Below are 26,113 nucleotides of genomic sequence, written 5' to 3' on the forward strand. Positions count from 1 at the left end.
AGCTGAAGGCAAGCTGAACGGCGGTCACAAAAGGGGTGATCATGCGGATCCTGCTAATTGAGGATGATGCGGGGCTGGGTCCCGCCGTCCGCGAACAGATCGTCGCCGACGGTCATCTGGCCGATTGGGTGCGTGAGCTGGCCGATGCCGAGGCCTGCACCGCCACCGTCGATTACGACCTGATCCTGCTGGACCTGATGCTGCCCGATGGGCGCGGGATCCCCTTTCTGCGCGCCTTGCGCGGGCGCGGGGCGACGACCCCGGTGATCATCCTGACCGCGATGGACCGGATCTCGGACCGGATCGAGGGGCTGAATGCCGGGGCCGATGATTATCTGGTCAAACCCTTTGATCTGTCCGAACTTTCGGCCCGGATCGGGGCCGTCGCCCGACGCTATAACGGCAACCCCAATCCGCTGATCGCGCTTGGCGCGTTCCGCGTCGATCTGGCCGCGCGACAGGTAACCCGGCCAGAGGGGCCGGTCGATCTGGGCCGCCGCGAATGGATCGTGCTTGAGACGCTACTGCGCAATGCCGGGCGCTATGTCTCGCGCCCCGAGATCGAGGACCGGCTTTACAGCTTCGAGGAAGGCGTCGAGAGCAACACGGTCGAGGTCTATGTCAGCCGGTTGCGCCGCAAGCTGGGCCGCGACAGCATCCAGACCCAGCGTGGCTTGGGATACCGCATCCCGAAATAACCTGTCCGGCGTTCAGCTTCGCTTCAGCTTCGCCGTCTAACCCCGCCGCAGAAACGATGATCCGGGCCGCACCAACGGCAACCGGAGCGGAACTGCATGGACGGGAACATGACCACATCCAACCTTTGGCTTGGCATCGGGTTTTTAGGCCAGATGCTGTTCAGCGCCCGATTTCTGGTCCAGTGGATCACCAGCGAAAGGCAGGGCCGCAGCGTCATCCCCTTGGCCTTTTGGTGGCTTAGTCTTGCGGGCGGGGTCACGCTGCTGGCCTATGCGGTGGCGCGGCGCGATCCGGTGTTCATCATTGGACAGGCCTCGGGGCTGGTCGTCTATCTGCGCAATCTGCGCCTGATCCGGGCCGAAACCGCAACCAAGGCCACCGCATGAGCGACCAGATCTCGCAGATCCGCCGCGACACGCTGGTAGTTCCTCCGCTTGCGCTGGCGATGCTCCTGTTTGCGGGGCTTTCGGTGCTGGGCGTCCTGCTGCGCCCGGCCATGCCCATCGACGAGACCCGCTACCTGACTGTCGCATGGGAGATGCGGCTGTCCGGCGACTGGCTCGTCCCGCATCTGAACGGGCTGCCCTATAGCCACAAGCCGCCTTTGCTGTTCTGGCTGATCAACCTGATCTGGCTGGTCACCGGTCCCTCCGAGATCGCGGCGCGGCTGGTCGCGCCGGCTTTCGGGCTGGCCTCGATCTGGGCGACGGCGCGACTGGCGCGCCGGCTAGTGCCGGACGCGCCCGAAATCGGCGGCCATGCCGCGCTGGTGCTGTCGGGAATGCTGGGCTTCAGCTTCTTCGCCGGGCTGACCATGTTCGACGCGATGCAGGTGCTGGCCACGGTGCTGGGCGTCACCGCGCTGACCGGGGTCGCCACGCGCGGGCGGGCGGCATGGCTGGGATGGGGCGCGGCGCTGGCGCTTGGCGCTTTGGCCAAGGGGCCGGTCATCCTGATCCATCTGCTGCCCGTGGCGCTGACCACGCCGCTTTGGGCCGGGATCGGCTGGCGCCAAGCCAGCAAGGGGCTGGCGTTGGGACTGCTGACGGGTCTTGGCATCGTCCTGCTTTGGCTGGGTCCTGCGCTGATCGCAGGCGGGTCGGAATACCGCACCGCCGTCCTGTGGACGCAAAGCGCGGGACGCATGGTCGATTCCTTTGCGCATCAAAAGCCGATCTGGTTCTTCCTTGCGATGGCTCCGCTGCTGATCTGGCCTTGGGGTTGGTCCCTTGCCAGCTGGCGCGCGGCACGACTGCCGGGGCCTCTGGCGGTCTGGACCTTTGCAACTTTCGCGATCTTCAGCCTGATCAGCGGTAAACAAGCGCATTACCTGCTGCCGATGCTTCCCGCCGTGGCCATCGCTTTTGCCCCGGCGCTGGCTTTGCCACGCCTGCCGCTGGGGGTGGCGGCGCTGGTGCCTATGGCTTTGGCCCTGCTGCTGGGTGCAATCATCCTTGGCTTTGGCCCCAAGGAATGGGGCGTGGCGGCCCAGCCGCTTGCGCCCGCGCTTCTGGCGACCGCGCTTGCCCTGACCGCCGCGCTGCTGGTCTGGCGTGGCGGGCCGCTTGCCGCCCTTGCCAGCAGCGCGATCATCTTGTCGCTTTCGGTCCTGTTTCTGGGCCGCATGACCGAGATCTATGACGCCGGCAGTCTGGGTCACCGCCTTGCAGTGCATGACGCGGCGGGCGTGGGTCTGGTCGGCGGCAATTACGCGGGCGAGTTCAACTATGCCGGACGCCTTCGCAACCCTGTGAAGCTGTTCGACGCGCCCGAGGCCGGGCTTGCATGGCTGGCCGAATGCCCCGCGCGCATCCTTGTCATGCCCACCGCACGCGCGCCGCAAGAGCCCGCGCCCTCGGACATCATCACCTTCCGCAGCCAGACCTATGGGCTGTGGCTTTCCCCCGACCAAGACCAACAAAACAACGAGGCATGCAAATGAGCGTCACTTCTCTCTCCGTCGTCATTCCCTGCCATAACGAGGAAGGCGCGATTGCCGGGCTGATTGCCGAATGCTTCGCCTCCCTGCCGGGGCGCGAGGTCGAGGTCATCATCGTCGATGACGGCTCGCAGGACGCCACTGCCGCGCGGGTGCTGGAACTGGCCGCGGTTGAGCCGCGCCTGCGCCTGATCCGCCATGCGCGGTGCTGCGGGCAGTCGGCGGCGATCCGCAGCGGCGTCTCGGCGGCGCGGTATGACTGGATCGCAACTTTGGACGGCGACGGGCAGAACCCGCCCGACCAGATCCCGGTGCTGATCGCGGCCCTCGCCATCGCGCCCGCAGCAAAGGTCGGGCTGGTGCAGGGCCAGCGCCTGGGCCGCTGCGACACGGCCAGCAAGCGCATCGCCTCGCGACTGGCCAATGGTTTGCGCAACTCGGTGCTGCAGGACGGGGTCGCCGATTCCGGCTGCGGGTTGAAGCTGTTCCGGCGCGAGGCATGGCTGGCCATGCCCTTCTTTGACCATATCCACCGCTTCACCCCGGCGATGATGCGACGCGACGGCTGGGAGGTGCTGGTCGCCCCCGTCAGTCATCGCGCGCGCCTTTCCGGCCGGTCGAACTATTCGAACCTGCAACGCGCGCTGGTTGGAGCGGTCGATCTGCTGGGCGCGGCATGGCTGATCCGGCGCAGCGGCCGGCCCCGCCCGGTGCGGACGGAAAGCCCGGCCAGCGAACCCCTTCTGCTGGGCCGCGAATAGAAATTGCGGCTGGACGTGGCGCGGAATCCGGCCTCAATGAAGGGGCCCAGCGATGGAGTCCCCATGTCCCGCCCCCGCAGCCTGCGCCGCGATCTTGCCCTTGGTTTCGGCGCGGGCATCGCCCTGACATGGCTGATCGCGTTGCTCGTCGGCTGGGCTATCCTGCGCCGCGAGATCGACGAGGTCTATGACGCCGCCCTTGGCCGCACCGCCGACCGGCTATTGGCGATCGAGGGCATCCCGGGTGGCACGCCCCGGCGCAGCGATCTGGTAGCCCGGATGACCGGCCCTGAGGGGCAGGTGCTGTTCCGCTCGCGCAATGCCGATGATGCGCTGTTCGCGAGCCATCGCGACGAGGGGTTTTCCGACGCCGGCGACATGCGGGTTCTGACGATCAAGACCGAGGGTGGCGGGCTGTTGCAAGTCGCGGCCCCGCTTGAGGAACGCGGAGCCGCCGCGCGCGAGACGTTGGCGGGGATGCTTCTGCCCTCAATCCTGCTGCTGCCGCTGGCCTTTCTGGGCGTCAGCTGGTTCACCCGCCGCCGCCTTGCGCCCGTCGAGGTTCTGTCGCGCGAAGTGGCCGGGCGCGATGCCCGCGATCTGCGCTCGCTGGGGTTGAACGACCTGCCCGCCGAGTTGGAGCCGATCCAGAAGGCGGTCGATCAATTGATGGCACAGCTGGACATGGCCCTGACTGCCGAGCGGGATTTTTCCTCGAATGCAGCACATGAGCTGCGCACCCCCATCGCCGCCACCTTGGCCCAGACCCAGCGCCTGATCGCCGAAACCAAGGACGCTGAGAGCCGCAGCCGCGCCGAAGGCATCGCCACCTCGCTGCGCCGCCTGTCGCGGCTGTCGGAGAAGCTGCTGGATCTGGCCCGCGCCGAGGGCATGTCGGGCCACGATCACGGGCTGCATGACATGGTCCCGGTGCTGCGCCTGCTGGCCTCGGATTTCGACGGGCGGGTGCGGTTGGAGCTGCCCGACGCGCCCGCGCCGATCGCCATGGATATCGACGCCTTCGCCGTTCTTGCCCGCAACCTGATCGAGAACGCTTTGGTCCATGGCACATCACCCGCGACCGTGCGCCTGTCCGCGTCGTCACTGGTCGTGGAAAACTCCGGGCCGCCTGTCGCCCCCGAAGCATTGGCCAAGCTGACCCGGCGCTTTGAACGTGCGGGCAGCCAGAATCTGGGCTCGGGCCTTGGCCTTGCCATTGTCGAGACCATTGCCCGCAATGCCGATGCCGCGTTGCACCTGACCTCGCCCGCGCCGGGCAAGCTCGACGGGTTTCTGGCCGAGGTCAGGTTCGATTGTTCAAAGACCTGACCCTATTGAACACAACAGACTGGAGAAAACATGAAGATGTTAGACAGTTGGCAAATATGGGCCTTGCTTTCCGCAAGCTTTGCGGCCCTGACTGCGATTTTTGCCAAGGTCGGCATTGAGAACGTAAACTCCGACTTCGCGACGTTCATCCGCACGATCGTGATTCTGGTCGCGGCGGGCGTCATGGTCTTCGCGACAGGGCATTGGATGGACCCATACCAGATCTCCGGCAAGACATGGCTGTTCCTGATCCTCTCCGGCCTGGCCACTGGGGCATCGTGGATCTGCTATTTCCGAGCATTGAAACTGGGGAATGCGGCTCAGGTCGCACCAGTCGATAAGCTGAGCGTCGTTCTGGTGGCGATCATCGCTGCGGTCTTTCTTGGCGAGCGATTGTCGATGACGGCATGGGTCGGCGTTGTGATGATCGGTTTGGGCGCAGTGCTTGTCGTTCTCCGCTGAGGTCATAGGCGATACCTAGACGCCTCAAGTGTTCGTCGAATTGTTGTGCAATGGGCGCGACGGTCGCCTTTGTCCGCTCATCACACTGCAATTCCAAATAGCGAGCGATACCGCGTGCTGCACGATTGTCTGCAATGGGTTGGCCTTGGCCAAGCTTATGAAATTCTAGCTTCAAGGCGTCTGCGAGGCCGCTTCAGGAGTTTATGCAGAGCAGCGTTCGTCACGGCTGGATGGCCGCTATGGAGTAGCCTTTCTTCGCCGCATTTGCGAAGGCAGGCCTACGCCGTTGCCTGGACGAGTGTCGGCGAAGGGCTCTTTGCGCCGATCGGCCCATGCCACAGCGTCTGCGGAAGGTTCGGCTGCGCGACGCTCTCTCCTATAAACATCGGCACGCACAGTGAAGCAATCCGGATCGGAGGGGGCGAGCTTACTGCGGATCATGTTGTGCAGAATGATCACGGCGCGGGTCAGGGCAACTTCTTTCGACGTTCATCGAATCTTCTCTGGTAATCGCAGCCTTCATCAGGATTTCTGCCCTTGCGGCAGGGGCACGGGCTTCACTGCGCGATCACGTTCGGCGATCATGCGAGCGTTATGACGCTTCTGGCGTTCAACCTCCTTTTCGGCTTCGAGAATGCGCTTCAGCAGGACGGCATTTTCCGTCACCATGCGCCGCTCCTCGATCTGCATGACCTGGATCAGGGCGTGCTGTTGGGCGAGTTTGTCTTCCCAGACTGCCAGCTTTTCGGGGATGATCTTACGCTCGCTGGCGCGGTGCAGATCCTCGATGATCGAGCGATGATTGGTGTAGATGGCGTTGCGGCCAACACGCGCCTCTCGGGCGAGCGCCGCAACGGTCAGACGGTAGGATCGCTTTTGCAGGTCCGGATGTGTGGGAATCCCCTTCACAAGGCGCTCTAGAGCCTCCCGCAGCCTGAGGTTTGTGTTGTGCAGGCGCTTTTCGTGCGGCGTCAGCGTCGGCATTTCTCTGGATTTAGGCACCATTGCGACCATCCTTTTCATGATCGAGTTCGCTGAGAATGCGGTCGCATTCTGTAATCCGTGTTTCGGCAAGCCTCCGGCTAATTGGGTCTAGACCTGCTTGATCGAGGAGGGCGGCATTGCGATCGCGACGTGCGTGCCAGACCGGCCTGTGCTTGGCGGTGACGGCAAAGTTGGCGCAGGTGACACAGGTGCTTTCAGTTCTCAGCACGGGGTTCGGCCCCCGCTCGTGACCTAGACAGGCAGCCGTTTCGACGCGATAGACGCAATAGCCCCAGTCGCAAACACCGAGCCGGAGGTCGGTCTCTTCCATCAGAAAACGGACATAGGTCTGGACATCGCCATCGCGGGTGCGTCCGCGAAACTGCGAGCGAGCGGCGATCATGTGACCACCTTTACCTCCGAGAGACGTTGCCGTCAGCATTTCTTCCAGGGCGGCTCGGGTTTCCTCCTGGGCATGCCGGTCGATGAGATCGTCGAGCGCGAAGGCGGTTCCGACATAGCCACGATCGGTCATGGCCCGGGTCACATGCCCGAAGTGCGCCTGAAGCGCATGCAGGCCGGTACGGTCCCGTTTGCCGACAAAGCGCGCGAAGGTCTTGCGGCCTTGATGGGTGTTCAGATGCCAGCGCTCACCTTCATGGTCCGGCAGCCCGATGAACGGTGCGAACAAGTTATTCATTCGCCGTAGGACGGTTGTGAGGACAGGCAGGTCGATGCGGGGGGCAGGACCGACCAGGCCCGTGCTGGCCATCACCAAAAAAAGCTCGGACCGCCCGCTTTGCGCTCGCAAGCGAGCGGTCAGCCTATCCATCACCGCGATTGCCCGCTCGACCGGCACTGGCGCAATCCAGCGATGGGCTTCGCCATCCATGCCGCGCGCCGTCTTATAGATCTGGCCGACGAGATAAGCGAAGGTTTCGCCACCATCGCCGGAAGGGTGATGCTCGATGCAGCCGACCTGAAGGCCAAGGATCTCCGACACCCGGGCGCCGACCAGATAAGCGATCACGACAAAGCAGGCGTCGTAGATGCGGTCGGCAAGATAACGCACCTGCTTGGTGCTGGTGACTGGCGCTTCATGCCAGGGAGCTTCCTCTCCGGGCAGCGCCGAGAAAACGAACGGCGCGATTGCATCGGTGACGAAAAAGCCGGCTTTCGTCTGGCTGATCCCCTTGGCAAGGGCGTCGTCATACTTGGCCTGCGCTATCGCCTGCAAAGCAATGATGTCATCCGCCGGCTCCCCGATCAGCCGCAGCGCGGCCGAGACTAACGGCACCGCGACCGCATCGGGTGTATAGGGCAGCCAGCCGCGATCATGCCGCACGAAGGACGGTGCGCCCCCCGGGAACGGATCGTCGATCGTCACTTCCGGGAACTTCGCGCCCTGGAGATACAGGCACGCCAGCAAACTGGTATAGTTGCGCAACGTCGTGCTCTTCAACGTCTCGCCCGGCTTGCGACCCGGACGCTGCGCCGTCGCCGCCATGAACCGGTCGCAACCATCACGATTGAGGTCCGCGAAGCTATGGTATTTCTGTGCCGCCATCCAGCAGATCAGCTTCCGCAGCATTTTGAAGTCTTTGGCGATCGTCGAATCTTGAACATGACGCCGGCCTGGAGGAGGGTCCAGCTTCAGGCTCCAAAGAAACAGTTTCGCCGCTTCTCGCCAATCAGCCCATTGCGGATCACTGAAGCGGCTGCTGTCAGCGAGGGCAAAGCCCCAGTCAAGCGAGAAGTCGCTCCGGTTTCCGCCGGGACGAACGCCCTCGAGGTGCCAGACCTGATCCGACCACATCGAACGCGCTGATATCCGAAGGGCCGGCCGCGCCTGGAGACTAAGATCGCGCTCAGCAGACGCTTGCATCGTTCACTCCAGCGCCGGAAGGGTTGGCAGGTTCGCGATCCGGCGTTCGGCCTCCGGGTGAAGTGATTGCGGGAAGTCTGGCAGGATGTCGTGCGTCAGAATGCACAGGCTCGACGCATACAGAAGCTCGAAGCGACGCGGATCGATCCGCTCGCGCGCACGCTCCAGTTCCTTCTTAGCCTGAAGAACCCGCGCCAAGTGTTCGGCATCGATAGGGATAACCAAGCCCGGGCAGCGCAAGCATCCGCCGAAATATCGGCACACCCGACCTGCAATCGTTCCAGGCGCGATGCCGGCGACCGGGTTGAGGCAATCATGGCTGAATGGAACCGTCGCATCATTCATCGGCTCAATGCCCTCCTGTCGCATCTGATCTTGTGCGTCTGCCTTCGGACCGGTGATCCAGGCAAGCATCAGTTCCTGCAAACGGGCAACGGTTTCTTGCTGAATGCGATGCGTCTGAGGACCCTTGATGTAAAGCTCCGTCGTGTCGGCGCGGGCGTGGTTGAGCACGTCCTGCGTCGCGACGATGTCACCACCAGATGCCTTGTAATATTCGGTCGCAACGCTGCCCCGCAGCAGCACAGCCGCAAAATCCGGCAAGAGCTGGCGCGCACGCTCCGGCGCGGCTTTGTTCCAGATCGCGATCCGGGCATTGGAGCGTTTGATGAATGGCCTGAGCGCATGGGACAAAGTGTCTTTCGCAATCAGTGTAACCGCTTGGCTCTTCTGGCTCTTTACCAGAAGCAGGCGATTGCGGTCCTGCCGGGTCGCACGGGAGACGAGCGGCTCAGCCATCACCAGCAGCCTATCGATCAGATTCGGGGCCGCATAACGACGCCGACGATCAAACGACCGCCTCTGCGCACGCTTCACCTTCGCTCCGGCCCGGGGTTTGGCCCACTCGACGATGCTACGATGCTCGTCGAGCGGATGCGCCACCTGGCAATCGCGCGTGACCAGCCGCAGCGCGTCCGGATTGCCCGCCGTCTGGATCGAAAGCGCAATGAAGAATGCAGCGATCGTTTCGGCTGTCAGATGCAGATAGCCGCCAAGGTGACGTAGCCCACCATGGCGGTAGACCGCCGCTATTCCGACACCACTGCGGATCGCAAGGGACCGCGCGGGCACGACACCGCCATCTACACCGGCAAGCGCCCGGATCAGTTCGCAAAGCTCGGGATCGACACCATCGACCAGTCCTCGTGCTGCAAGGATAGTCCTCCCCGTCTCGAAGCGATCCCAAGCCTCGTCAATTTCCTCATAGCACGCGCGCAGGATCGCCTTGAGATCAGCGCTGCTCAGGCGCGGCCTGTTAACGGCATTGCGGTTCAGCCAGACCCGCGAAGGGAAGTCGATCCGCGCGGGCAGCCGGGACGGGTGCCGGCGCTTGGTCCAGTCGATCATCTGGCGAAGCTGCATTAGTGCATTTGTCCGCGTGCCATTCGACCATGGCTGGTTTGTCCGCCTTGTGACCTGACAATCAAGCCATGAGATATAGCGCCCGACCATGGCACTGGTCAGATCACCGACCGACAGAACAAGGCCCTCTTCCGCGACGAAGCGCGCGAATGTCCGCAGCCCCATCCAGCAATGGCGCTGCGCGTCATAGCTCGAGGCGGCATGATGATGGCGGAAGGCGTCGGCCAGAAGATTCGCGACGTCAGGCGACAAACCGAGCCTGTCGAGATCATAGCGTTTTGTGACCTCGCCCCAGCCATCTCGGAAGACAATGATGGTGTCGGCCGGCCGGTCCAAAATAGTCGGTGGCGCAGGCGACAGGCGCCGGTCGATGCGCTCGCGTCTAACGGCCATCGGGGATCAACTCGCCATAGAGATAGTCGATGCCTTCGACGAGTTCCCGCGCATTCAGCTCGACGCAGCGCAAATAAATAGAGGTGCTCTGGATCGAACTGTGGCCCAGCAGGACCTGCACGATCTTCAGCGGATTGAGGTCCGGTGTGGTCGCTGCCTGCCGCTGCAGCCGCACTAGCATCGTCATCGCGAATGTGTGACGCAGGTAATGCAAGGTTCCCGTCACACTAGCCTCCCGGAACGCCTCAGCAAACACCGCCGTCAATCGCGCCTTGCTGACTGCGTTTCCCTGATGATTGAGGAAGAGCGCCGAGGGCGGTCGATAGTTCGGCCGTCGACGCCGCAAAGCCCGAACCTGCGGCGTGCGAACCTCGTCGAGATAGCGTTGCGTGCGGTCGACCAAGCGGATCGGCGGGTAGATCGTGCGCGGCGTGTTACCCTTGGTGATCGTCAGCGGCACCCCGATCAGCGGATGATCCTCATCGTCCAGATGCGCCGTCTCCGGAACTTGGAAAACGGCCAGGCCGCAAAGCTCCTTGCGCCGCAATCCAGTCGCCAACGCCCATTCCGCCATCAGGCGGTAGGGCATCTCCAGATGCGTAAACACCCGGCGCAACTGATCGACACGCAATGGTCGAGGCAAACGCTCGTGCTCGGAGACCGTCAGGATATTCGCCGTCATGACACCCGGACGCCCATCCACATGCGCCAGAAACGCTTGCCGTCGGCCAGACCCCACCCGCACATCGACAAAGTGAAACGGCAGGGTCTCAATCCAGCCGCGGCGCTGCGCCCAGGCATAGAATCGGCAGATCGTGCGAACCCGATCGTTCACCGTCGAGCGCGCATAGGGGCGCTTGGTATGCGGGCTCGGCTGTGACAACATGCGATTACGCCATGTTGCAACCTCGGCCTCGCTCACGTCGCGCCAGTCGAGCCCCGATTGCTCCAAGCTGTCGAACCAGTCATGCAGATGCTCGCCATAGGTACGGATCGTCTCGACAGCGTGACTACGTCCCGGGATGGTTGCCAGTTCGTGGAGGTACGCAAACGCGGGCTCGACGATAGCCATGCTCTCGTCGAGGATGACCGGGAAGTTCGCCGGAATGTCGCTATAGCCCGGTAGCGCTTTGACAATACGCACCATCTGTCCTCCGTGGCGCGTCGAGCGCACTGAATCACAGGACAGTTTGGTGCCGTTAAGAGCTGACAGTTACGCTCAAAAGGACAAATTCTACCCCATGTTTATATGTGAAGCGCGCGAGGGCGCGCCGACAAATCCGAAGAGAGGCCCAATGACGGCGTCGTCATCCTTCTTTGCGTATGGGACAATACCATAACCGCCGCGCAAATGCATGTTCCAAGCCACCCACCGCCAGCTCTTTGGGTAAGCGCGACAGGCGGCTTGGAACATGCACACCGCACTCTCGCCCATTCCATCGAAGGACACTTTGGAAACATAACCTAAGAGATCGCGTCTGGCGGCGTTCTCGGCCACGGCCCAAGCCTGCGCGGTGGGGACATCGGGTGCAATCCGCACCGGTGGGTTGGCGAGTTCGGGATGGGTTTGGGCAAGGTCATCATGACGCGCAGCGAGGAATTGCAGCGCCCGCAGACGCCGACCGCCGGCGACGATCTCGATCTCACCGGCCTCCGTCTCGATCCCGGCAAGGTTCTGGATCAGTCCTGCGGTCCAGATGCTCTCGGCCAGCTCCGCGACTTCGGCCTCCTCCACATGCTGGCGCGGGTTGATCGTGGAAAGCACGAGCTGCGCGAGCGGGAAGCGGGTTGCGTCAACCGTGATGCGGCTTTGTTCATTCATCGGGACATTCCTTGTGATGTTGGAAAAGTTTCTGCTAGGCTTGCCCCAGCCCTTATGGTCTGAGGCGTGGGGGCTCAGATCGCCCCGTGCTGGATCAGGAAGCGGCGGCCGAGGCCAAAGCGATCGCCCTTCCTGAGAAGCGCCCAAGCCTCGATCCGGCGGCGCTGCATCATCTCAGCGTGGATTTGTCTCACCTCCCTTCCGGCGCGGGTTGCGCCTTGGGGTCCCGGCCCTGCCGCGCAGGGCCGGGACAGGGATCAGTATTCGCTGGGGAAAAGTAGGGTCAGGACGCGGCGGGTCTGGGTCGCGTCCAAAGGATCAGCGGCACCGAAACGGTAATCGGCGTCATAGATATCGAGCTTCCACCAGATCTTCTTGCCGCTGATGGTCAGAGCGCCGAAAGAGTGATCGCCATAAGGGTCGTTTTCCTCGGTGAAGCTCGAGAAACCCGCAACTTCGATCTGGGCGCGGGCCATGAAGCCAAGGCCTTCGGCGGCGACGCCTTGGGTGCAAACCACCTGGCCGAGCAGCTCGGGATGGCCGCCAAGAATGATCGCGGCCCGAAAGGCGTCATTGGCCTTGGCGATTTCTGCGGTCTGGGCCTCGAGATCGATCAAACCGCTTTCCCCGCAATGGGTGCAAGCCTCGGGGGCGGCGAGTTCCGAGACTTCGATCTCGCCGCAGCTTTTACATTGATACTGAGCCATATCTGGCCTCCTTCGTGGTGAGGCCCCGTTCCGGTCTGTTGCCGAATAATCGGGGCGGTCTGGCAAGTGAGGTCCGCAGAGCGGCGCCTCTCTTGCCGGACTGCCTCCCGGCGAGGGCAGGAGGGGGGCCCGCGCCAGCCCAGCGACAAGGAAGAGGGGGAGGGGGATCACCCGGCCACGCAGCTCGGCCCCCGGCCGAGACCGTGGTTGGGGACACCTCCTCTGACGCCGCTCGCCGGGCTTGCGTGGGGGAACCGGCGGTTCCCAAGCACGAACGCGCCTTGGCGCGGCCCAAGCAGGAATGCGGGCGTTCGGCTCGTCCGAATCCCCGCGCCTCTGAACTTCTTCCTGAAACGAGATCAGGGCGTCCGGATCGGGCAGCCTCCTCCCCTCCCCTGCCCTCCTCTTGCAACGTCAGACCGGACTGCGCGGCCCGACCCAGCCAAATGCGTTCCCTTTCCGTTCCAATTGCGCTAATTCATCTGCAAGGACCGAGGGGCGACATGGGTTATCTACAAAACCTCAATGAGGCACAGCGCCAGGCGGTCGAGCATGGCATGGAGCCGCTGCTGATCATCGCCGGGGCCGGATCGGGCAAGACCAATACCCTCGCCCATCGCGTCGCCCATCTTTTGAAACAAGGTGCCGATCCGCGTCGCATCCTGTTGATGACCTTCTCGCGTCGCGCGGCCTCGGAACTGACCCGGCGGGTGTCGCGGATCACTGAAAGTGTCATGGGCACCGGCTACGGCGCCGAGGCCCTGGCCTGGGCCGGCACCTTTCACGGCATCGGCGCCCGCCTCCTGCGCGATCTCACGCCGCAGATCGGCTTGAATCCGGAATTCACCATCCATGATCGCGAAGATTCCGCCGATCTGATGAATCTCTGCCGCCACGAGTTGGGATTTTCGAAGGCGCAGACCCGGTTCCCGGCCAAGGGCACCTGCCTTGCGATCTATTCCCGCGCGGTGAATTCCGGCGCGCCGCTCAGCGAGGTGCTGATAGACCACTTCCCTTGGTGCGCCATGTGGGAGGCCGAGTTGAAGCGATTGTTTGGGGCCTATGTCGCGGCCAAGCAGGCGCAGAATGTGCTCGATTACGACGACCTGCTCCTGGCTTGGGCACAGGTGATGGACGATCCGGGCTTTGCCGCACATATCGGCGCGCTTTGGGATCATGTGCTGATCGACGAATATCAGGACACCAACCGCTTGCAGTCGCGCATTCTGCTGGCGCTGAAGCCCGAGGGGCGCGGGTTGACCGTGGTTGGCGATGACGCGCAATCGATCTATGCCTTCCGCGCGGCGACGGTGCGCAATATCCTCGACTTCCCCACTGCCTTCACCCCGCCTGCCCGCGTGGTAATGCTGGAACGCAATTACCGTTCGACCCAGCCGATCCTGACAGCGGCCAATGCGGTGATCGCGCGCGCCTCGGAGCGGTTCACCAAGGATCTGTGGTCGGATCGGGCATCCGTCGAGAAACCGCGGCTGGTGAACCTCCCGAATGAGGCCGATCAGGCCCGCTTCATCGCCGATCAGGTTCTGGTCAACCGTGAGACCGGCATGAGTTTGAAGCAACAGGCGGTGCTGTTCCGGACCTCCAGCCATTCCGGCCAGCTCGAGATCGAGTTGACGCGCCGCAATATCCCCTTCGTCAAATTCGGCGGGCTGAAGTTCCTCGACGCGGCGCATGTGAAGGACCTGCTGACGCTGCTGCGCTTTGCCCAGAACCCGCGCGACCGGGTGGCGGGGTTCCGGCTGCTGCAATTGCTGCCGGGACTGGGGCCGGGCACGGCGGCGAAGGTTTTAGACCGCCTTGCCGCCGCGCCTGATCCTTTAGCAGCACTGGCGCAGATGCCCGCGCCCGCCAAAGTGACGGGTTGGGACGAACTGATCGCGGTGCTGCGACCCTGCGGCTGGCCCGAGGCATTGGGTCGCGCCCGCCTCTGGTACGAACCGCACCTTGAGCGCATCCACGAGGATGCCGAATTCCGTCGCGCCGATCTGCTGCAACTGGAGCAGATCGCCTCCGCCTATCCCACCCGCGAGAAGTTCCTGACCGATGTGACGCTCGACCCGCCCGAGGCCACTAGCGCCGAGGCTGGCGTGCCGCTGAAGGACGAGGATTATCTGATCCTCTCGACCATCCATTCCGCCAAGGGGCAGGAATGGAAGGCGGTCTTCGTGCTGAACGTGGTCGATGGCTGCATCCCTTCGGATCTCGGCACCGGGCAGACCGCCGATCTCGAAGAGGAGCGGCGTCTCCTCTACGTCGCGATGACCCGAGCCAAGGACCAACTGACCCTTGGCGTGCCCTTGCGCTTCTATGTCACCCAGCAGACCAAGCGCGGCGACCGGCATCTTTTCGCCGCCCGCACCCGTTTCATCACCAGCGATATGCTAGAGCATTTCGACGTCACGCGTTGGGCACCGCCGATTGTTGGCGAGGCCGCCTCCCCTGCCCCCGGCCGCGTCGATATCCGCGCCAGCATGCGGGATATGTGGGGGTGAAGAATGGGGCCAACAGGCAACCTTAGCAGTGCGGTCACCATTGAGTCGCGAATCTCTAGCGCTTCTCGCTTCGCTCTTCACGCACGCCCTGTTGATGGCAGGCACCTAAGCCTTCATGAACCCACCATCGCGGCTCCCAAGAACCAGGCAAGCAAGTGCGCCGATTTCATGAAAAAATATAAATTTCAACAGCTTAACTAGATGCTAGGAAGCAATATAGTCAAAATTTGAGGCGCGTCTCAAATTGTTGATTTCATGTCAACAAATTGTAGATTTATCCGAGTGAATTGATATAAGCTCCATCAAAAGCAAGAAGTAGAGCAGCCGAGGTAAGTAAGTGGCAGATCTTCTGGCATCCGAACAGCTTATGCGCTTCAGCGGGATCATTGACACCGCGTTGACGCAGCAGAAAGAACTACTCCACTCCCCGGACAAACGTAAGTCCGACCAACCTCTGCGATCCTTTTCGGTGCGCGAGGTATCCCATTTTCTGCGAGTGAAATACAACAGTCTGCGCCAATACCTAAATACCCTTGAGGGAATGCCACCAGGCACAACTGAGACGGGAAATAGGAAGTATTATACGGCGGAAGAGGTGAACCAGATCCTCGAAGTGCTGCTGGAAGAAGGCAAAATTGGCCTTGAGCGCTTCCCGCGTCGCCAACCTGGTGATCCACAGGCTCGTCTGGTGGTCTACAACCTCAAGGGTGGTGTCTCAAAGACATCACTTTCTGCCAACTTGGCACAGATCCTGGCACTACAGGGCTATCGGATCCTTGTGGTTGATCTCGATCCTCAAGCCTCCTTCTCGGACATGTTTGACATTCAGGCTGATGTCGACGACCTGCCATCAATTTACGACGTGCTCAAATACGAGGATCACGCGACCGGGACCGGCCCCATCTCGATTACAGAGGCAATCCAAGGGACCTACGTACCCAATATCGATATTGTGCCGGGATCCATGTCGATGACTGAGTTCGAGTTTGAGACTTCTGCCTCATTCCGTGCGGGAGCGGATGCCACACCATTTCACCGGCGTATCTCCGACGCCCTCGAGACAGTGGATGAGTTCTATGATCTCGTGCTGTTTGATACCCCACCACACCTTTCTTTTGCCGTGATTTCAGCAGTGTTTGCGGCAACTGGTATGCTTATCCCATTGTCGGCTGGCATGCTGGATGTGGTGTCCCTTGCCAAGTTCCTTGAATTGGCCGCCGGCACCATGCAGGTCGTCGAGCAGCATCAAGACAAACGTTACGACTTTATTCGCTTTGTGCTTACCCGTTACTCCGCATCGGATCCCGCTCAACTGCAACTTTCCTCGTTTTTGAGGAGCCATCTGGGCGGAGCTATGCTCAAACACGATTTTGTCAGCTCTACGGCAATCGCCGACGCCGGCAACACAATGAATCCATTGTTGGAAGTTGATCCTTCGAGCTTCCACAGAAAAACCTATGATCGCATCTTTGGCAGCCTTTCTGGCATCGCCGACGAGGTAGATGCCGAGATTATGAAATCTTGGGGCCGGACCCCGTTTGTTAGGGAGGAAAGCTGATGGCTCGCAAGCCACGTACCGCGTTCCCCGCAACGCCCGACGCACCGCAGGACGAGGTTCCGGCGCAAAAATACGCCCGTCGCCCACCCATGTTTGTCAAGGGTGCCGCCAGCTTGGACAAGGCCCAACAGTCCGCCGCTGCCGAAACCCGCATGTACCGCATGATCCCGGTTTCGCTAATCGACCCTTCTCTCATACGGGATCGCATTGATGTAACGGAGGACCTCGAGCCCCTAAAACGCAGCCTTGCGGAAGAGGGCCAACAAATTCCGATCCTCGTCAGGCCTAAGGCCGACGGAGAACGCTTTGAAATAGTCACTGGACGCCGGCGCCTGCAAGCAACCAAGGAAATTGGTCGCGATCAGATCCAGGCTTTCGTCAAACGCATGTCTGACGAGGAGGCATTCATTGCCCAAGGCGTGGAAAATAACGAGCGGCTTGAAACTTCATTCATCGAGCGAGCACGCACGATTATCTCAGCGCTTGATGCTGGGTTCACTCAGGTTCAAGTCGAGAAGTTTCTCGGGGTCGACCAAACCATGATCTCGCGCATGAAATCGATCTATTCCGGCCTTGGTGAGGAACTCGTTCTCGCGATCGGACCGGCTCGAGGAGTAGGTCGCCGTAAGTGGGAGCGTCTCCAGAAGCTTGTAGCTGACAGCGGGAAGCCCGTCGAAGCGCTTAGCCGAGACGTGCCATCTCTTTCCGAAAGTACAGAAAGGTTTGAGGGTTTTCTCACTTTGATGGAGCGGCGCACCATCACCAAGAAGGCCACAGCAAAGCCCCCTGCCCCCATGTCAGGAACAAATCTTGGCTATGGGGTAAAAGCAGCACGGACGGCCCGTTCTCTGACGCTCAAGGCAGGTGCTGAGGCCCCGGAAGGATTACTTGATTTTCTGCAAGACCGGCTTTCGAAACTGATTGCAGAATACGAAAGCACTAAAACTGATCGCGAGTAAACCGCGACAGCAACGAGCCCCAAAAGGGGGGCGTACCTAGAAACCAAAAAATGAGGGAGCAGAGAACAGGCAAATAAAAGACCCCCCAGAACCGAAGCTCTGAAGGGCCATCAAGACGTTTAGCACCTTTTTGATATCCTGAGAGCTGTTCAGTTTCAACACCGTTTTTCGGTGCAGGGTTTCTTATTGTCTTCTGAAACGCTTATGAAACACATGACTGCGGCGTACATCACGCCGGAGACCGGGGATCTATTGCTTGGTCGCCCCCGTCCCGGCAGCTTCGTGATCGACCGCTGGGAAATGCTCCAGCTCGTCAAGGATACGTCGACTCAAACCGGAATTGGTGAACGAGAGATTGCCATCTTGGCCGCTCACCTTAGCGTTCTAACTCCTGGCCCCATCCGTGCCGATCAGCTACTCGTGTCATATGCTCAAGTGAGCGGTATGCTGAACCGTGCAAACTGCATGGATGAACGCCGTTTCCGTCGGGGTGAGGCTCAACTCGAAAAACTCGGCTTTATCTATAGGAACCTGAGTGGCAACGGCCGCCGTTTTCCAGTTAGGGATGCGAGTGGCCGCGCAATTGATGCTTATGGAATAGATCTCAGACCCCTATTCCTTCGTCATCAAGAGCTCTGTGATCTGCGTGAACAAGCAAAACAGGATCGGTGTCGGACAGCCGCGTTACGCTCACGAATTAGCGCCCGATTGTCCGCGATCAAGCGTCAAGCGATGGAGGAGAAAACCTATCTTGCAACCGACCTCGCGGCCGTTCTCAACGAGATCAGAAACGTCCTTCGACGCGTGTCTTCAAAGACAACAGACCTTCTAAGGGCGGAAGAAAAACTACTTAAAATCACAACCTACCGTGAGGCGGTTCAAGAGGACGCTATTGAACCAGCAGCTGTGCCTCCATCGTTGCCGGACAAATCGACCGTCGATGACGGACAATCCAACCGGCACTCAGACAGTAAAAGAAAAGAAATATACCTACTGTCGAGAATGGGACGCACCAACGAGAGATGTTCAACAAACCATCACCGAACTAAGCCTTGGCGGGCTTATACTGAAGTTGCATCCCTCTACCCCGTCGAACCTCGCACAATGACGGACATCCTTAAGATCATCGAAGAGTTTTCAGGTTTTGTTGGTGTCCGAAGACTGACTGTTATTGAACTTATCGAAACAACTGACCCGATGCTCCTTCTTGAAAGCCTAAACCAACTTGCAAGGAACCTCACCAAGGTTAGAAACCCAACCGGGTACTTGCTCTCGAGGGTAAGGGTTACGAATGTGTAGGTAGTGCTCTCGCAGACCAGCGTTGTTCCATAAATCACATGACGGTGTACTTCCCCATTCCCCGACCAGCACAACCCCTGAGCCTCAGTGATAGTTAGACCGAGTGCAGTAAAGCCGTTGAGGACTCCAACACGGATCTAAACTCGGCCTCATGGCGGCGGTAACGGTGCCAATCTCCGGATCGGGTGGAATCTGGTCCACCAGTCCGGGAAGCACGGGGTCATCGTTCCTAGTGAACTCGACCGACCGGATCTCCACCGCTTCCCCTTCTATCCCAATGTGCACCTTGCGCCGCCTTCGCCCTCTACCTTGATCCCGGTGCTGTCGATCCGCAGGTCTGACGGATCTGGTGAGCCACGATCTCGGGTTCTCACGTCCGCGACCTTCTGCCAACAGGGCAGGGTGCTTCATTGAGGATGATTAGCGAGCCTTACAGTAGCAGGAGCGGCCGAGGTCGGGCGCCGACCAGTCCGGCCCGGTCAATTCCAGAAAGCTTTCGACAACCGGTCGTTTGGCGGAGGGTGGTGCCGAAGTACCCTCATCGACAGTCAGGTCTGGATCGCGACATCGTAATAGATGCGCTGTCGACCACGCTTTCCTGTCGGCGTGACCTCCCAGACCATCTTGGGAAAACTCCAATGATCAGGGCTCACCACGTGAATTCTCGTTGGAACTTACACAACAGATCGGGCCTGATTATCCGCCGTCGTTAAATGACCTGCTCCAGGATTATGACCGCGGTCATAATCCTGGAGCGGCAGCTAGATCGAACAGTCGCGCGCGTTGTTGCTTTAACGGACGGCACGTCGTTATGTGATCTGAGGTGGTCGAGACGGCGTTGGCCATTTATGACCGCGGTCATAAATGGAGCTTCTCCCTGCTTCATTCATCAGGGCGAAATGAGTGAGCAGTTCAACTGGCGGAAGGGCAGGGGGTAATGATCCAAATTGCCCATCCAACGCCACCATCGTTTCTCACATTTTTGCTGTCGGTCTCGCCTGGATAGCTCTCATTAATGCCTAAGCTTATCATGCTATTAGAGGTTAAGTTGAGTAAATGATCGGAGTTGTACTGTGCAAACGGTGGATATTCTATTATACATTTGGTGGAGTGTAAGATGATCAGTTCGTGATGGTGGCGCACTACACACCCAAGACATTCGGAACGAGAAGCTATCCTATGAACAGCACTGAAGAGTACTTGCCGAGGCATCTTATTCCTGAACTCGAAGATGCATTGGCAACGGCTCGAGTTGTCAATCTTGTAGGCCCACGACAAGTAGGTAAGACGACGTTGGTACGCGATCTGTTTGGTCACGGAAATTTTGTGACTTTGGATGACGCTGCCGTTTTGGCTGCCCTCGACGCTGACCCCGAAGGGCAACTTGTCAGTCTCACGGCAGGTCTAAAGGATGCTCCGCTCATCATAGACGAAGCGCAACGATCAAAGAAGTTGGCTCTCGCCATCAAGAAGATAGTGGATGCCAATCGTAGGAAGGGACAGTTCGTCCTCACAGGTTCCTCCAATGTGTTTACAACGACAGACGTGGCGGACTCGCTTGCCGGGCGAATGCGCACCCTAAAGCTCTGGCCGCTTTCGACTGCCGAAATCAAACGAGCGCAACTCAACCGCGTGATGGATTGGGCAATGCAAACGAATCCATCGCTTGTTCAGTTGGGAGATCCCGAAGAGCTAACCCGACGTGACTACATAGACCTCATCTTGGCGGGAGGCTTCCCAGAGACCCGGACCTTACCCCTGAGGTCGCGGCAGCGTCAGTACAGAGACTATATCGACGCTGTTGTCGATCGCGATGTAGCTGACATTATGCCAGTCAGGAAACCGGATGCGTTGCGCATTCTTATCGATCAGATGGCCGTTCGTACGGCTCAAGAGATCAACGCGTCGGAGCTAGCGAAGCTCACCAAGTTGCAACGCATCACCGTTGATCAGTACCTTGATATCCTAATCCGCCTATCCTTGGTGACGAAGCTTGGTGCTTGGACTTCGGGGGAGGGAAAGCGGGAAATAAAGCAGCCGAAGTTTCATTTTGTGGACACGGGTGTAAGCTGCGCCTTGCGCCGTTTCACTGAAGCAACGTTTTCGGTAGGAAACTCCCCGGAATCATTGGGCGGCGTGCTGGAAAGCTTTGTCGTTGGCGAGCTTCAGCGTGCTTTGCCGATGCAGGATGGTGATTACAGGCTTTACCACTGGCGCAGCGCAGATCAACGGGAGATAGACGTCCTGATCGACGGAGGGCACCATCTGGTGAACGTGGAGGTTAAGTCGTCAACTTCGGTCACGAATGATGACTTTAAACATTTGAAATGGTTTTCCACTGATGGACCAGGCCGCACTAGGGCATGTACTGGGATCGTTTTCTATTTGGGCAAAGAAAAGCTCACTTTTGGAGATCGAAACTATGCGCTGCCCATAAGTTCGCTTTGGGGCACAGTCGCGCTTTGATCTATGCCTTTGGTGGCATTCTCGCGCACTATGATAGCGCCGGTCTGCGGGGTAGGGCGCAGGTTTGTTGGGAACGCCGTGGCGAGTTTTTGCTGTCGAAGTGCAGAGATGATGAGAGGGGTTAGCAAACAATAACAATGAGTTCGTGTGACATAAGATAGCAAGAAACTGCGTCTTATCTCGAGGCTGTGTTCAGAAAAGACACAGGATATCAAGAAAAAGTAGAGGTACAACATAAAGAGCAACGCGCGCGAGGCCCAAGTTCGTGTCGCAAACGTGAGTTGGGTCAGGTCTCCAGGGCAGTTGGGAATTGGCGGAAGACCTATACCACAGCGATCCTTCGGACGAGGCAGAAGCTGGTACCTGCAAACGGCGGAAACGCTGCTGGCCAAAGCGCGCTTCGCCTCACCGGGCGGGCGCAACGACAAGCACTTGGAGCGTTGATGCGGAGCGGTCTTGCCGGGTAGGTACGCGCAGGATTCTCGTTATCTTCTGCCAGTTTCTCGCTATCTTATGTACCCGCGCGAGCGGGTTTCTCGGCCACTTTTGTCATTTTCCTGCGGAGATGGGCGGCATTCTCGCGATCTTCTCCCCGCGACAGATCGCCTGGTTCGGAGGGTTCTTCATTATTCATGATAAGAGAACCTTAGCGGGGGTAATGGGGCATTGTTTATACTTCTTCAAGCATCCGCAAAGAGTAATATTGGTGCGGATTAACGTCGCGATTTTGAATCATCCTTGGCATCATCGACCGCGTCACCTGGATAGGCCGTGTGCATCTTTCCCGAAAGGTGTGGCTGCTGGCCGGCAGGACGCCATGGATGATGTCATTTGGGAGCAGGCGGTCCGCAGTGCTGAAGTGCATAGCCACAGCGCCCGAACCGAGGGCTATTGCTTCAGGCCGAAGCCAAGGCAGGGGCAAGTGCCGGCCAGGCATTGGTGAGGCTCGAGAGTGCCTGATCGATTAGCGCGATGCTGATCTCGACGCTTTGGGCCGGTCCGTGGCGTAGGCCCGCAATCACCGGTCCTTCGGCATAGGCCTCTGCGCTGGCGCGGTCGCGAAACAGGTAGGCACTGTTGCCACGCCCCGTGGAGTTATCCAGCCCCCAGATCTTCCAGACCAGCCCGTCGGCCGCGACAGTGGCGGGGATTACCTCGTTGACAGCGGATCTAAACTGATCCGAGGGGATCTTGAGCTGATAGTTGACCACAAGCAGCGCTGGCGTGGCCGTCTCTGCAGGCGTGGGCTGCGGGTCGATAAGGTCTGCCGCGGACATGGTTCTCGCTCCTCTCCGGCGCGAAGGTGAAGCTCCGAGCCGCATGTTGGATCCTGAGAATTCGGATGGCCCGACTGTACCACAGTTTAGAAGCGCTGGTGGTGTCGACGCCTTTTTTGCCGCCCGCAAGCCGATAAATCCAGGAGCAATTTCTGCCTCGGATTGCACATGCACCCGAGGCAGGACTTCTATTCAAAACCGATCCAAGTCGTTTGCGATGGTGACCTCGCCGCTGTAGCCGGCCGCTATTTCTGCTGCCAGCTTGGTAGGATCGAGGTGGCGGTGGTCCGTGCCGATATGGGTGACGACCAGCTTCGGGGTGTCGGAGGCGCTGGCGAGCTTGGCGAGGGCCTCGGGCGTCAAGTGGTGCTCGCGGAAATGGCTCTCGAGATGGCCAAGCTGCTCGGGGGTCAGGTTCGGGGCCTGAGCTTTGACCAGAGCCAAGGTCGGTTCGACCTCGAACACCTCAGCCACTAGGAGATCGGCGCCCTTGGCAAAGGCCGCGACCTCGTCCGAGGGACCAGTATCGCCGGTATAGAGGATGCTGCGGTCGGCCATATCGAAGCGTAGGCTGAGGGACTGGAACTTGTCATGTTCGGGGCTGTCCGGGGCGAAGCTGTAATGCGTGTTCGCGGCGGTGCTGACCGTCATGCCCGGAAGCTCCAGCCTGTCGCCGCCATGCAGGTCATGCGCAACGGCCAGATCCTCAGGCCCAAGCTCTGGCGCGCCGGGGGAGCCATAGCCCGCCTCCATCGCAGGTTTCAGCGCGGCGAGCAGGCCCGTAACCATCTCCTCGGTTCCGGGGGGACCGTAGATCTGGATCGGGTTCTCGGGATTTGTCTGGACGCTGAGCGCGAGGATCGCGAACAGCCCGCCGATATGGTCGCCATGCAGGTGGCTGATGAAGATGCGGTCCAACTGGCGCGTCAGAACCCCCGCCTTGAACAGCTGATGCGCCGCATTGTCGCCGACATCGATCAGGTTCTGTGTGCCGTCCACGACAAGCAGATTGGCGGGCTGGCTGCGGCCGGGGATCGGGATCGGGCCGGCCTGAGTACCCAGCGTGGTGAAACTGTTCTCGGCCATGGCCATCGAGGCCAGCGCAGCAAATGCGGCGCAGCTTGCCGCGAACAGGGAAGAAAATCTCATCGTCAGTCTCCGGGGTCGTCCAGATGCTAAATCGCGAAGCCGCCCGCCGGATCAGCAGACGGCCGGGGTCATCAGAAGGGCACGTTGAGCGAGAAGGTCATGCAATCATTCGCGCGCTTGCCGTTCAGCCCCTCGTGGCGGGTATAATTGGCGACGATGCCTGCACCGCTCTTGGTGACCATGGAGGCCCCCAGTGAGGCGACCACGAAATCCGGATCGTCGACATATTTGTCGAGTGTGTTTGTCCATTCATGCTCTAGCCCGATCGAGGCCATGGGCGACCATTGCCCCGGAGCCGCCGCCTTTTGCAGCCCGATCTTGGCCCAGACCGTGCCGTAATCCTCGGTGTCGCCCTCGGGTCCGGAAACGAGTGCGCCAAAGCTGTTGCGTGTCTCTTCGAGGAAGTTGCGTTGGAACTGCGCGCCAAGGATCGGGCGCAGCACCCAGCCTTCGGGGGCCAGCGCGGTCTCGTCGCTGCGATAGGTTCCGATCAGTTCCGCCTGAGTGTAGAAGCGGTTGTCGTCCTGCTTATGGTCCAGCGTGATGCCCGGCGCGATGCGGATGCTTTTGTCCTGATCGCCCAGCACATATTCGGCGCGGGCGGCGATGCCCCAATTGGCGTTGAATTTGCGCAGCATATCACCGCGCAGGCCGAATTCGTGCTTTTCGACCGTGCCCGAGCCAACGACATCGACGGTCGAGCGGCCCAGCACCGCGCCAAAGGCATACATCGTGTCGGCATCGGGGAAGGTCAGGTATTGCACATCGAGCCGGGTGAAGCGCCCGTCCAGTTCGACCGGGTTGGGCTTGCCGTTGCCCAGCGTCGCGGCCAGCGTGTAGCGGATGAAGGATTTCCCGTCCGGCAGCGCCTGCAGGGCGGTCATCGGCATGACCAGCGCGCTAGATGAATCCTCATAGCCCGTTTGGGGCGCGCCGGGAACCGAGGCCGCGCCATAGGTCGCGCGGGCTTGCCCGATCCGGCCCTGCACGGTGCCAAAGACCTCATTCGAATAGAACGAGGGCAGCAGCCCCGCCTCGCCCAGATTGATCTGCGCCATCACGCCCGGCGGCGGGGTGAAACCCTGCGGCAGGCCTTCGGCTGATGCGGCGTTAGCGCAAAGCGCGGCCAAAGCCGCGCAAGGCAGCGTATATCTGTTCACGGTGTTTCCTCCCACCTGTCGGTAGTGTCGGGGAACCAGCGCAGGCGATCACGCCCGCAAGACGGGTGGTGTCGCACCTCTCGCCGGATATTAGGTCAGGCGTCGCGTGCCAGATGCCTCTGGCGCACGGCCTGACGGGCTTCCCCGATCATGCCCCTGAACCCGGTGAAGCGGGTCCGGCACATCACTATCTGTTATCCTCCGTCGGAGCGGCGTATCTCCTCCGCCATCTCCTTCCGGGCAAATTAGGCAGGGGTTGGCAGATTGAAAAATTGATTCTCTTTCCGGCATGTATTCATGGAATTGATGATGAACAATTCATTCCGCCAATACATCGCCCATCGCCTGCATGATCTGGTCACGTAGCCACATCAGTCCCGGATCGCGGCTGCGATGGCTCTGCCAACGGATGCTTTGACGCAGGGGCGGGCAGGGGAAAGGCGCGGGTTTGATCACAAACCCCCCGCGCCGCAAGGCCTGCTGCGCCAGCAATCCCTGAATCAGCGCGATCCGGTCGGTCTTTCGGATCAGCTCTGGGATCGACGAGAAAAGATAGGTCGACAGCACCTTATGCGGCACAACACCGGCCACCCGCATCGTCACGGTGGCAAAGCTCTCTTGGGCGGTGAAGGGTTCCATCACCACATGCGGAGCGGCGCCGAAGCGTTCCTCGGTCATTTCCGCTGTTGCATGGGGGCCGTCATCGGCGACCAGAACGACCAGATGATCCTCGAACAGCAACTCATGGGCATGGCCCTCGGGGTCGATGAAATCTGGCAGGATCACCAGATCGGCCTCGCCTCGGTCCAGAAGCTGGCTGGGATGGGCATGCTGCGGGCGCAGGTTCAACTGGATGTTCGGGGCCAATGCGGCGATCCGCTGCGACAGCTGCGCGCCCATGACCGCTAGTGAGTAATCCGAGATGACAAGGTTGAAGACCCGATCATCGGTCAGCGGATCAAAATGCGGTCGGATCCGGGTCGCGGCATCGACACGGGTCATGATCTCGCGCAGGGGTTCCTGCAGGGTTTCGGCCAACGGCGAGAGTTCCATGCTGCGCCCGACCTGCACCAGTAACGGATCGTCGAAGAATATGCGTAGCCGCCCCAGCGCGTTCGACATGGCGGATTGGGTGATGAACATCTCATCCGCGGCGCGGGTCACGCTGCGGGTCTTGATCAGCACATCCAGTGCAGCGAGCAGGTTCAGATCGAGCTTGTTGAAGCGCATTTTCCATCCATTCAACAATTTGGTAAATGACACCCATTCACCAAAGCAATTTTTTAAATACTGCAGGCAAGGTTAATCCCACTGCAAGCAGGAATTCGC

Annotated in this window: 21 protein-coding genes and 1 pseudogene; 11 read left to right on the top strand and 11 right to left on the bottom strand. The window is 60.4% G+C overall.

The window, feature by feature from the left end:
- Positions 1-41: 41 nt before the first annotated feature.
- The 6 genes from GL286_RS17830 to GL286_RS17855 all read left to right on the top strand — a co-directional run bounded on the left by GL286_RS17830 (position 42) and on the right by GL286_RS17855 (position 5,190).
- Positions 42-698 carry a response regulator gene (locus tag GL286_RS17830; RefSeq protein ID WP_155096929.1) on the top strand — a complete coding sequence of 219 codons (657 nt, stop codon included), beginning with the start codon at positions 42-44 and terminating at the stop codon, positions 696-698.
- Positions 699-806: 108 nt separating this feature from the next.
- The gene (locus GL286_RS17835; RefSeq protein WP_155096930.1) at positions 807-1,085 is read left to right on the top strand and encodes a lipid-A-disaccharide synthase N-terminal domain-containing protein; all 279 of its coding nucleotides are present in this window, start codon (positions 807-809) and stop codon (positions 1,083-1,085) included.
- Entirely contained in the window at positions 1,082-2,641 is a 1,560-nt protein-coding gene (locus GL286_RS17840) for an ArnT family glycosyltransferase (protein WP_155096931.1), read from the top strand. The genes GL286_RS17835 and GL286_RS17840 overlap by 4 nt, the downstream gene beginning before the upstream one ends.
- Positions 2,638-3,399, top strand: coding sequence for a glycosyltransferase family 2 protein (locus GL286_RS17845; RefSeq protein ID WP_155096932.1), 762 nt, complete (start codon positions 2,638-2,640; stop codon positions 3,397-3,399). Before GL286_RS17840 ends, GL286_RS17845 begins: the two co-directional genes overlap by 4 nt.
- A gap of 63 nt (positions 3,400-3,462) precedes the next feature.
- Positions 3,463-4,728: a histidine kinase dimerization/phospho-acceptor domain-containing protein gene (locus GL286_RS17850; RefSeq protein WP_170295282.1), complete on the top strand. Its 1,266-nt coding sequence runs from the start codon at positions 3,463-3,465 to the stop codon at positions 4,726-4,728.
- A 30-nt stretch (positions 4,729-4,758) separates the two neighbouring features.
- A complete protein-coding gene (locus GL286_RS17855; protein WP_155096934.1) occupies positions 4,759-5,190 on the top strand; it encodes an EamA family transporter in 432 nt (143 codons plus the stop codon).
- A 522-nt stretch (positions 5,191-5,712) separates the two neighbouring features.
- Here the strand turns inward: GL286_RS17855 and GL286_RS17860 are convergent.
- The 6 genes from GL286_RS17860 to GL286_RS17885 all read right to left on the bottom strand — a co-directional run bounded on the left by GL286_RS17860 (position 5,713) and on the right by GL286_RS17885 (position 12,403).
- The gene (locus tag GL286_RS17860; protein ID WP_155096935.1) at positions 5,713-6,174 is read right to left on the bottom strand and encodes a hypothetical protein; all 462 of its coding nucleotides are present in this window, start codon (positions 6,172-6,174) and stop codon (positions 5,713-5,715) included.
- A 10-nt stretch (positions 6,175-6,184) separates the two neighbouring features.
- Positions 6,185-7,990 carry a site-specific integrase gene (locus GL286_RS17865; RefSeq protein ID WP_211596409.1) on the bottom strand — a complete coding sequence of 602 codons (1,806 nt, stop codon included), beginning with the start codon at positions 7,988-7,990 and terminating at the stop codon, positions 6,185-6,187.
- A gap of 72 nt (positions 7,991-8,062) precedes the next feature.
- On the bottom strand, positions 8,063-9,466 hold the full coding sequence (locus GL286_RS17870) for a hypothetical protein (RefSeq protein ID WP_211596410.1): 1,404 nt from the start codon (positions 9,464-9,466) through the stop codon (positions 8,063-8,065).
- Between the two features lie 397 nt (positions 9,467-9,863).
- Positions 9,864-11,021 carry a tyrosine-type recombinase/integrase gene (locus GL286_RS17875; RefSeq protein WP_155096938.1) on the bottom strand — a complete coding sequence of 386 codons (1,158 nt, stop codon included), beginning with the start codon at positions 11,019-11,021 and terminating at the stop codon, positions 9,864-9,866.
- A gap of 87 nt (positions 11,022-11,108) precedes the next feature.
- The gene (locus GL286_RS17880) at positions 11,109-11,696 is read right to left on the bottom strand and encodes a ParB/Srx family N-terminal domain-containing protein (protein ID WP_155096939.1); all 588 of its coding nucleotides are present in this window, start codon (positions 11,694-11,696) and stop codon (positions 11,109-11,111) included.
- Between the two features lie 257 nt (positions 11,697-11,953).
- Entirely contained in the window at positions 11,954-12,403 is a 450-nt protein-coding gene (locus GL286_RS17885) for a DUF3768 domain-containing protein (protein ID WP_155096940.1), read from the bottom strand.
- Positions 12,404-12,906: 503 nt separating this feature from the next.
- Between GL286_RS17885 and GL286_RS17890 the strand changes: the two genes are divergently transcribed.
- From GL286_RS17890 to GL286_RS17905, 4 genes are all read left to right on the top strand, one after another.
- Positions 12,907-14,916 (top strand): ATP-dependent helicase, encoded by a 2,010-nt coding sequence (locus GL286_RS17890; RefSeq protein WP_155096941.1) that lies wholly within the window; start codon positions 12,907-12,909, stop codon positions 14,914-14,916.
- A gap of 337 nt (positions 14,917-15,253) precedes the next feature.
- On the top strand, positions 15,254-16,474 hold the full coding sequence (locus GL286_RS17895) for an AAA family ATPase (RefSeq protein ID WP_155096942.1): 1,221 nt from the start codon (positions 15,254-15,256) through the stop codon (positions 16,472-16,474).
- Positions 16,474-17,433, top strand: a complete 960-nt coding sequence (locus tag GL286_RS17900) for a ParB/RepB/Spo0J family partition protein (protein ID WP_155096943.1) — start codon at positions 16,474-16,476, stop codon at positions 17,431-17,433. The genes GL286_RS17895 and GL286_RS17900 overlap by 1 nt, the downstream gene beginning before the upstream one ends.
- A gap of 186 nt (positions 17,434-17,619) precedes the next feature.
- Positions 17,620-18,732 (top strand): helix-turn-helix domain-containing protein, encoded by a 1,113-nt coding sequence (locus GL286_RS17905; protein WP_155096944.1) that lies wholly within the window; start codon positions 17,620-17,622, stop codon positions 18,730-18,732.
- Positions 18,733-18,888: 156 nt separating this feature from the next.
- Here the strand turns inward: GL286_RS17905 and GL286_RS22640 are convergent.
- Positions 18,889-19,370, bottom strand: a pseudogene (locus tag GL286_RS22640) (transposase); the annotation flags it as partial.
- Positions 19,371-19,911: 541 nt separating this feature from the next.
- Here GL286_RS22640 and GL286_RS17910 point away from each other — a divergent pair.
- Positions 19,912-21,198, top strand: a complete 1,287-nt coding sequence (locus GL286_RS17910) for an ATP-binding protein (protein WP_155096945.1) — start codon at positions 19,912-19,914, stop codon at positions 21,196-21,198.
- Positions 21,199-22,094: 896 nt separating this feature from the next.
- Here the strand turns inward: GL286_RS17910 and GL286_RS17915 are convergent.
- From GL286_RS17915 to GL286_RS17930, 4 genes are all read right to left on the bottom strand, one after another.
- A complete protein-coding gene (locus GL286_RS17915; protein ID WP_155096946.1) occupies positions 22,095-22,475 on the bottom strand; it encodes a YdhR family protein in 381 nt (126 codons plus the stop codon).
- Between the two features lie 192 nt (positions 22,476-22,667).
- The gene (locus tag GL286_RS17920; protein WP_155096947.1) at positions 22,668-23,624 is read right to left on the bottom strand and encodes an MBL fold metallo-hydrolase; all 957 of its coding nucleotides are present in this window, start codon (positions 23,622-23,624) and stop codon (positions 22,668-22,670) included.
- A 71-nt stretch (positions 23,625-23,695) separates the two neighbouring features.
- Entirely contained in the window at positions 23,696-24,784 is a 1,089-nt protein-coding gene (locus GL286_RS17925) for an autotransporter outer membrane beta-barrel domain-containing protein (protein ID WP_155096948.1), read from the bottom strand.
- 318 nt (positions 24,785-25,102) lie between these two features.
- Positions 25,103-26,014: a LysR family transcriptional regulator gene (locus tag GL286_RS17930; RefSeq protein WP_155096949.1), complete on the bottom strand. Its 912-nt coding sequence runs from the start codon at positions 26,012-26,014 to the stop codon at positions 25,103-25,105.
- Positions 26,015-26,113: the final 99 nt, after the last annotated feature.

It is taken from the genome of Paracoccus aestuariivivens (assembly GCF_009711225.1).
Taxonomy (GTDB): Bacteria; Pseudomonadota; Alphaproteobacteria; order Rhodobacterales; family Rhodobacteraceae; genus Paracoccus; species Paracoccus aestuariivivens.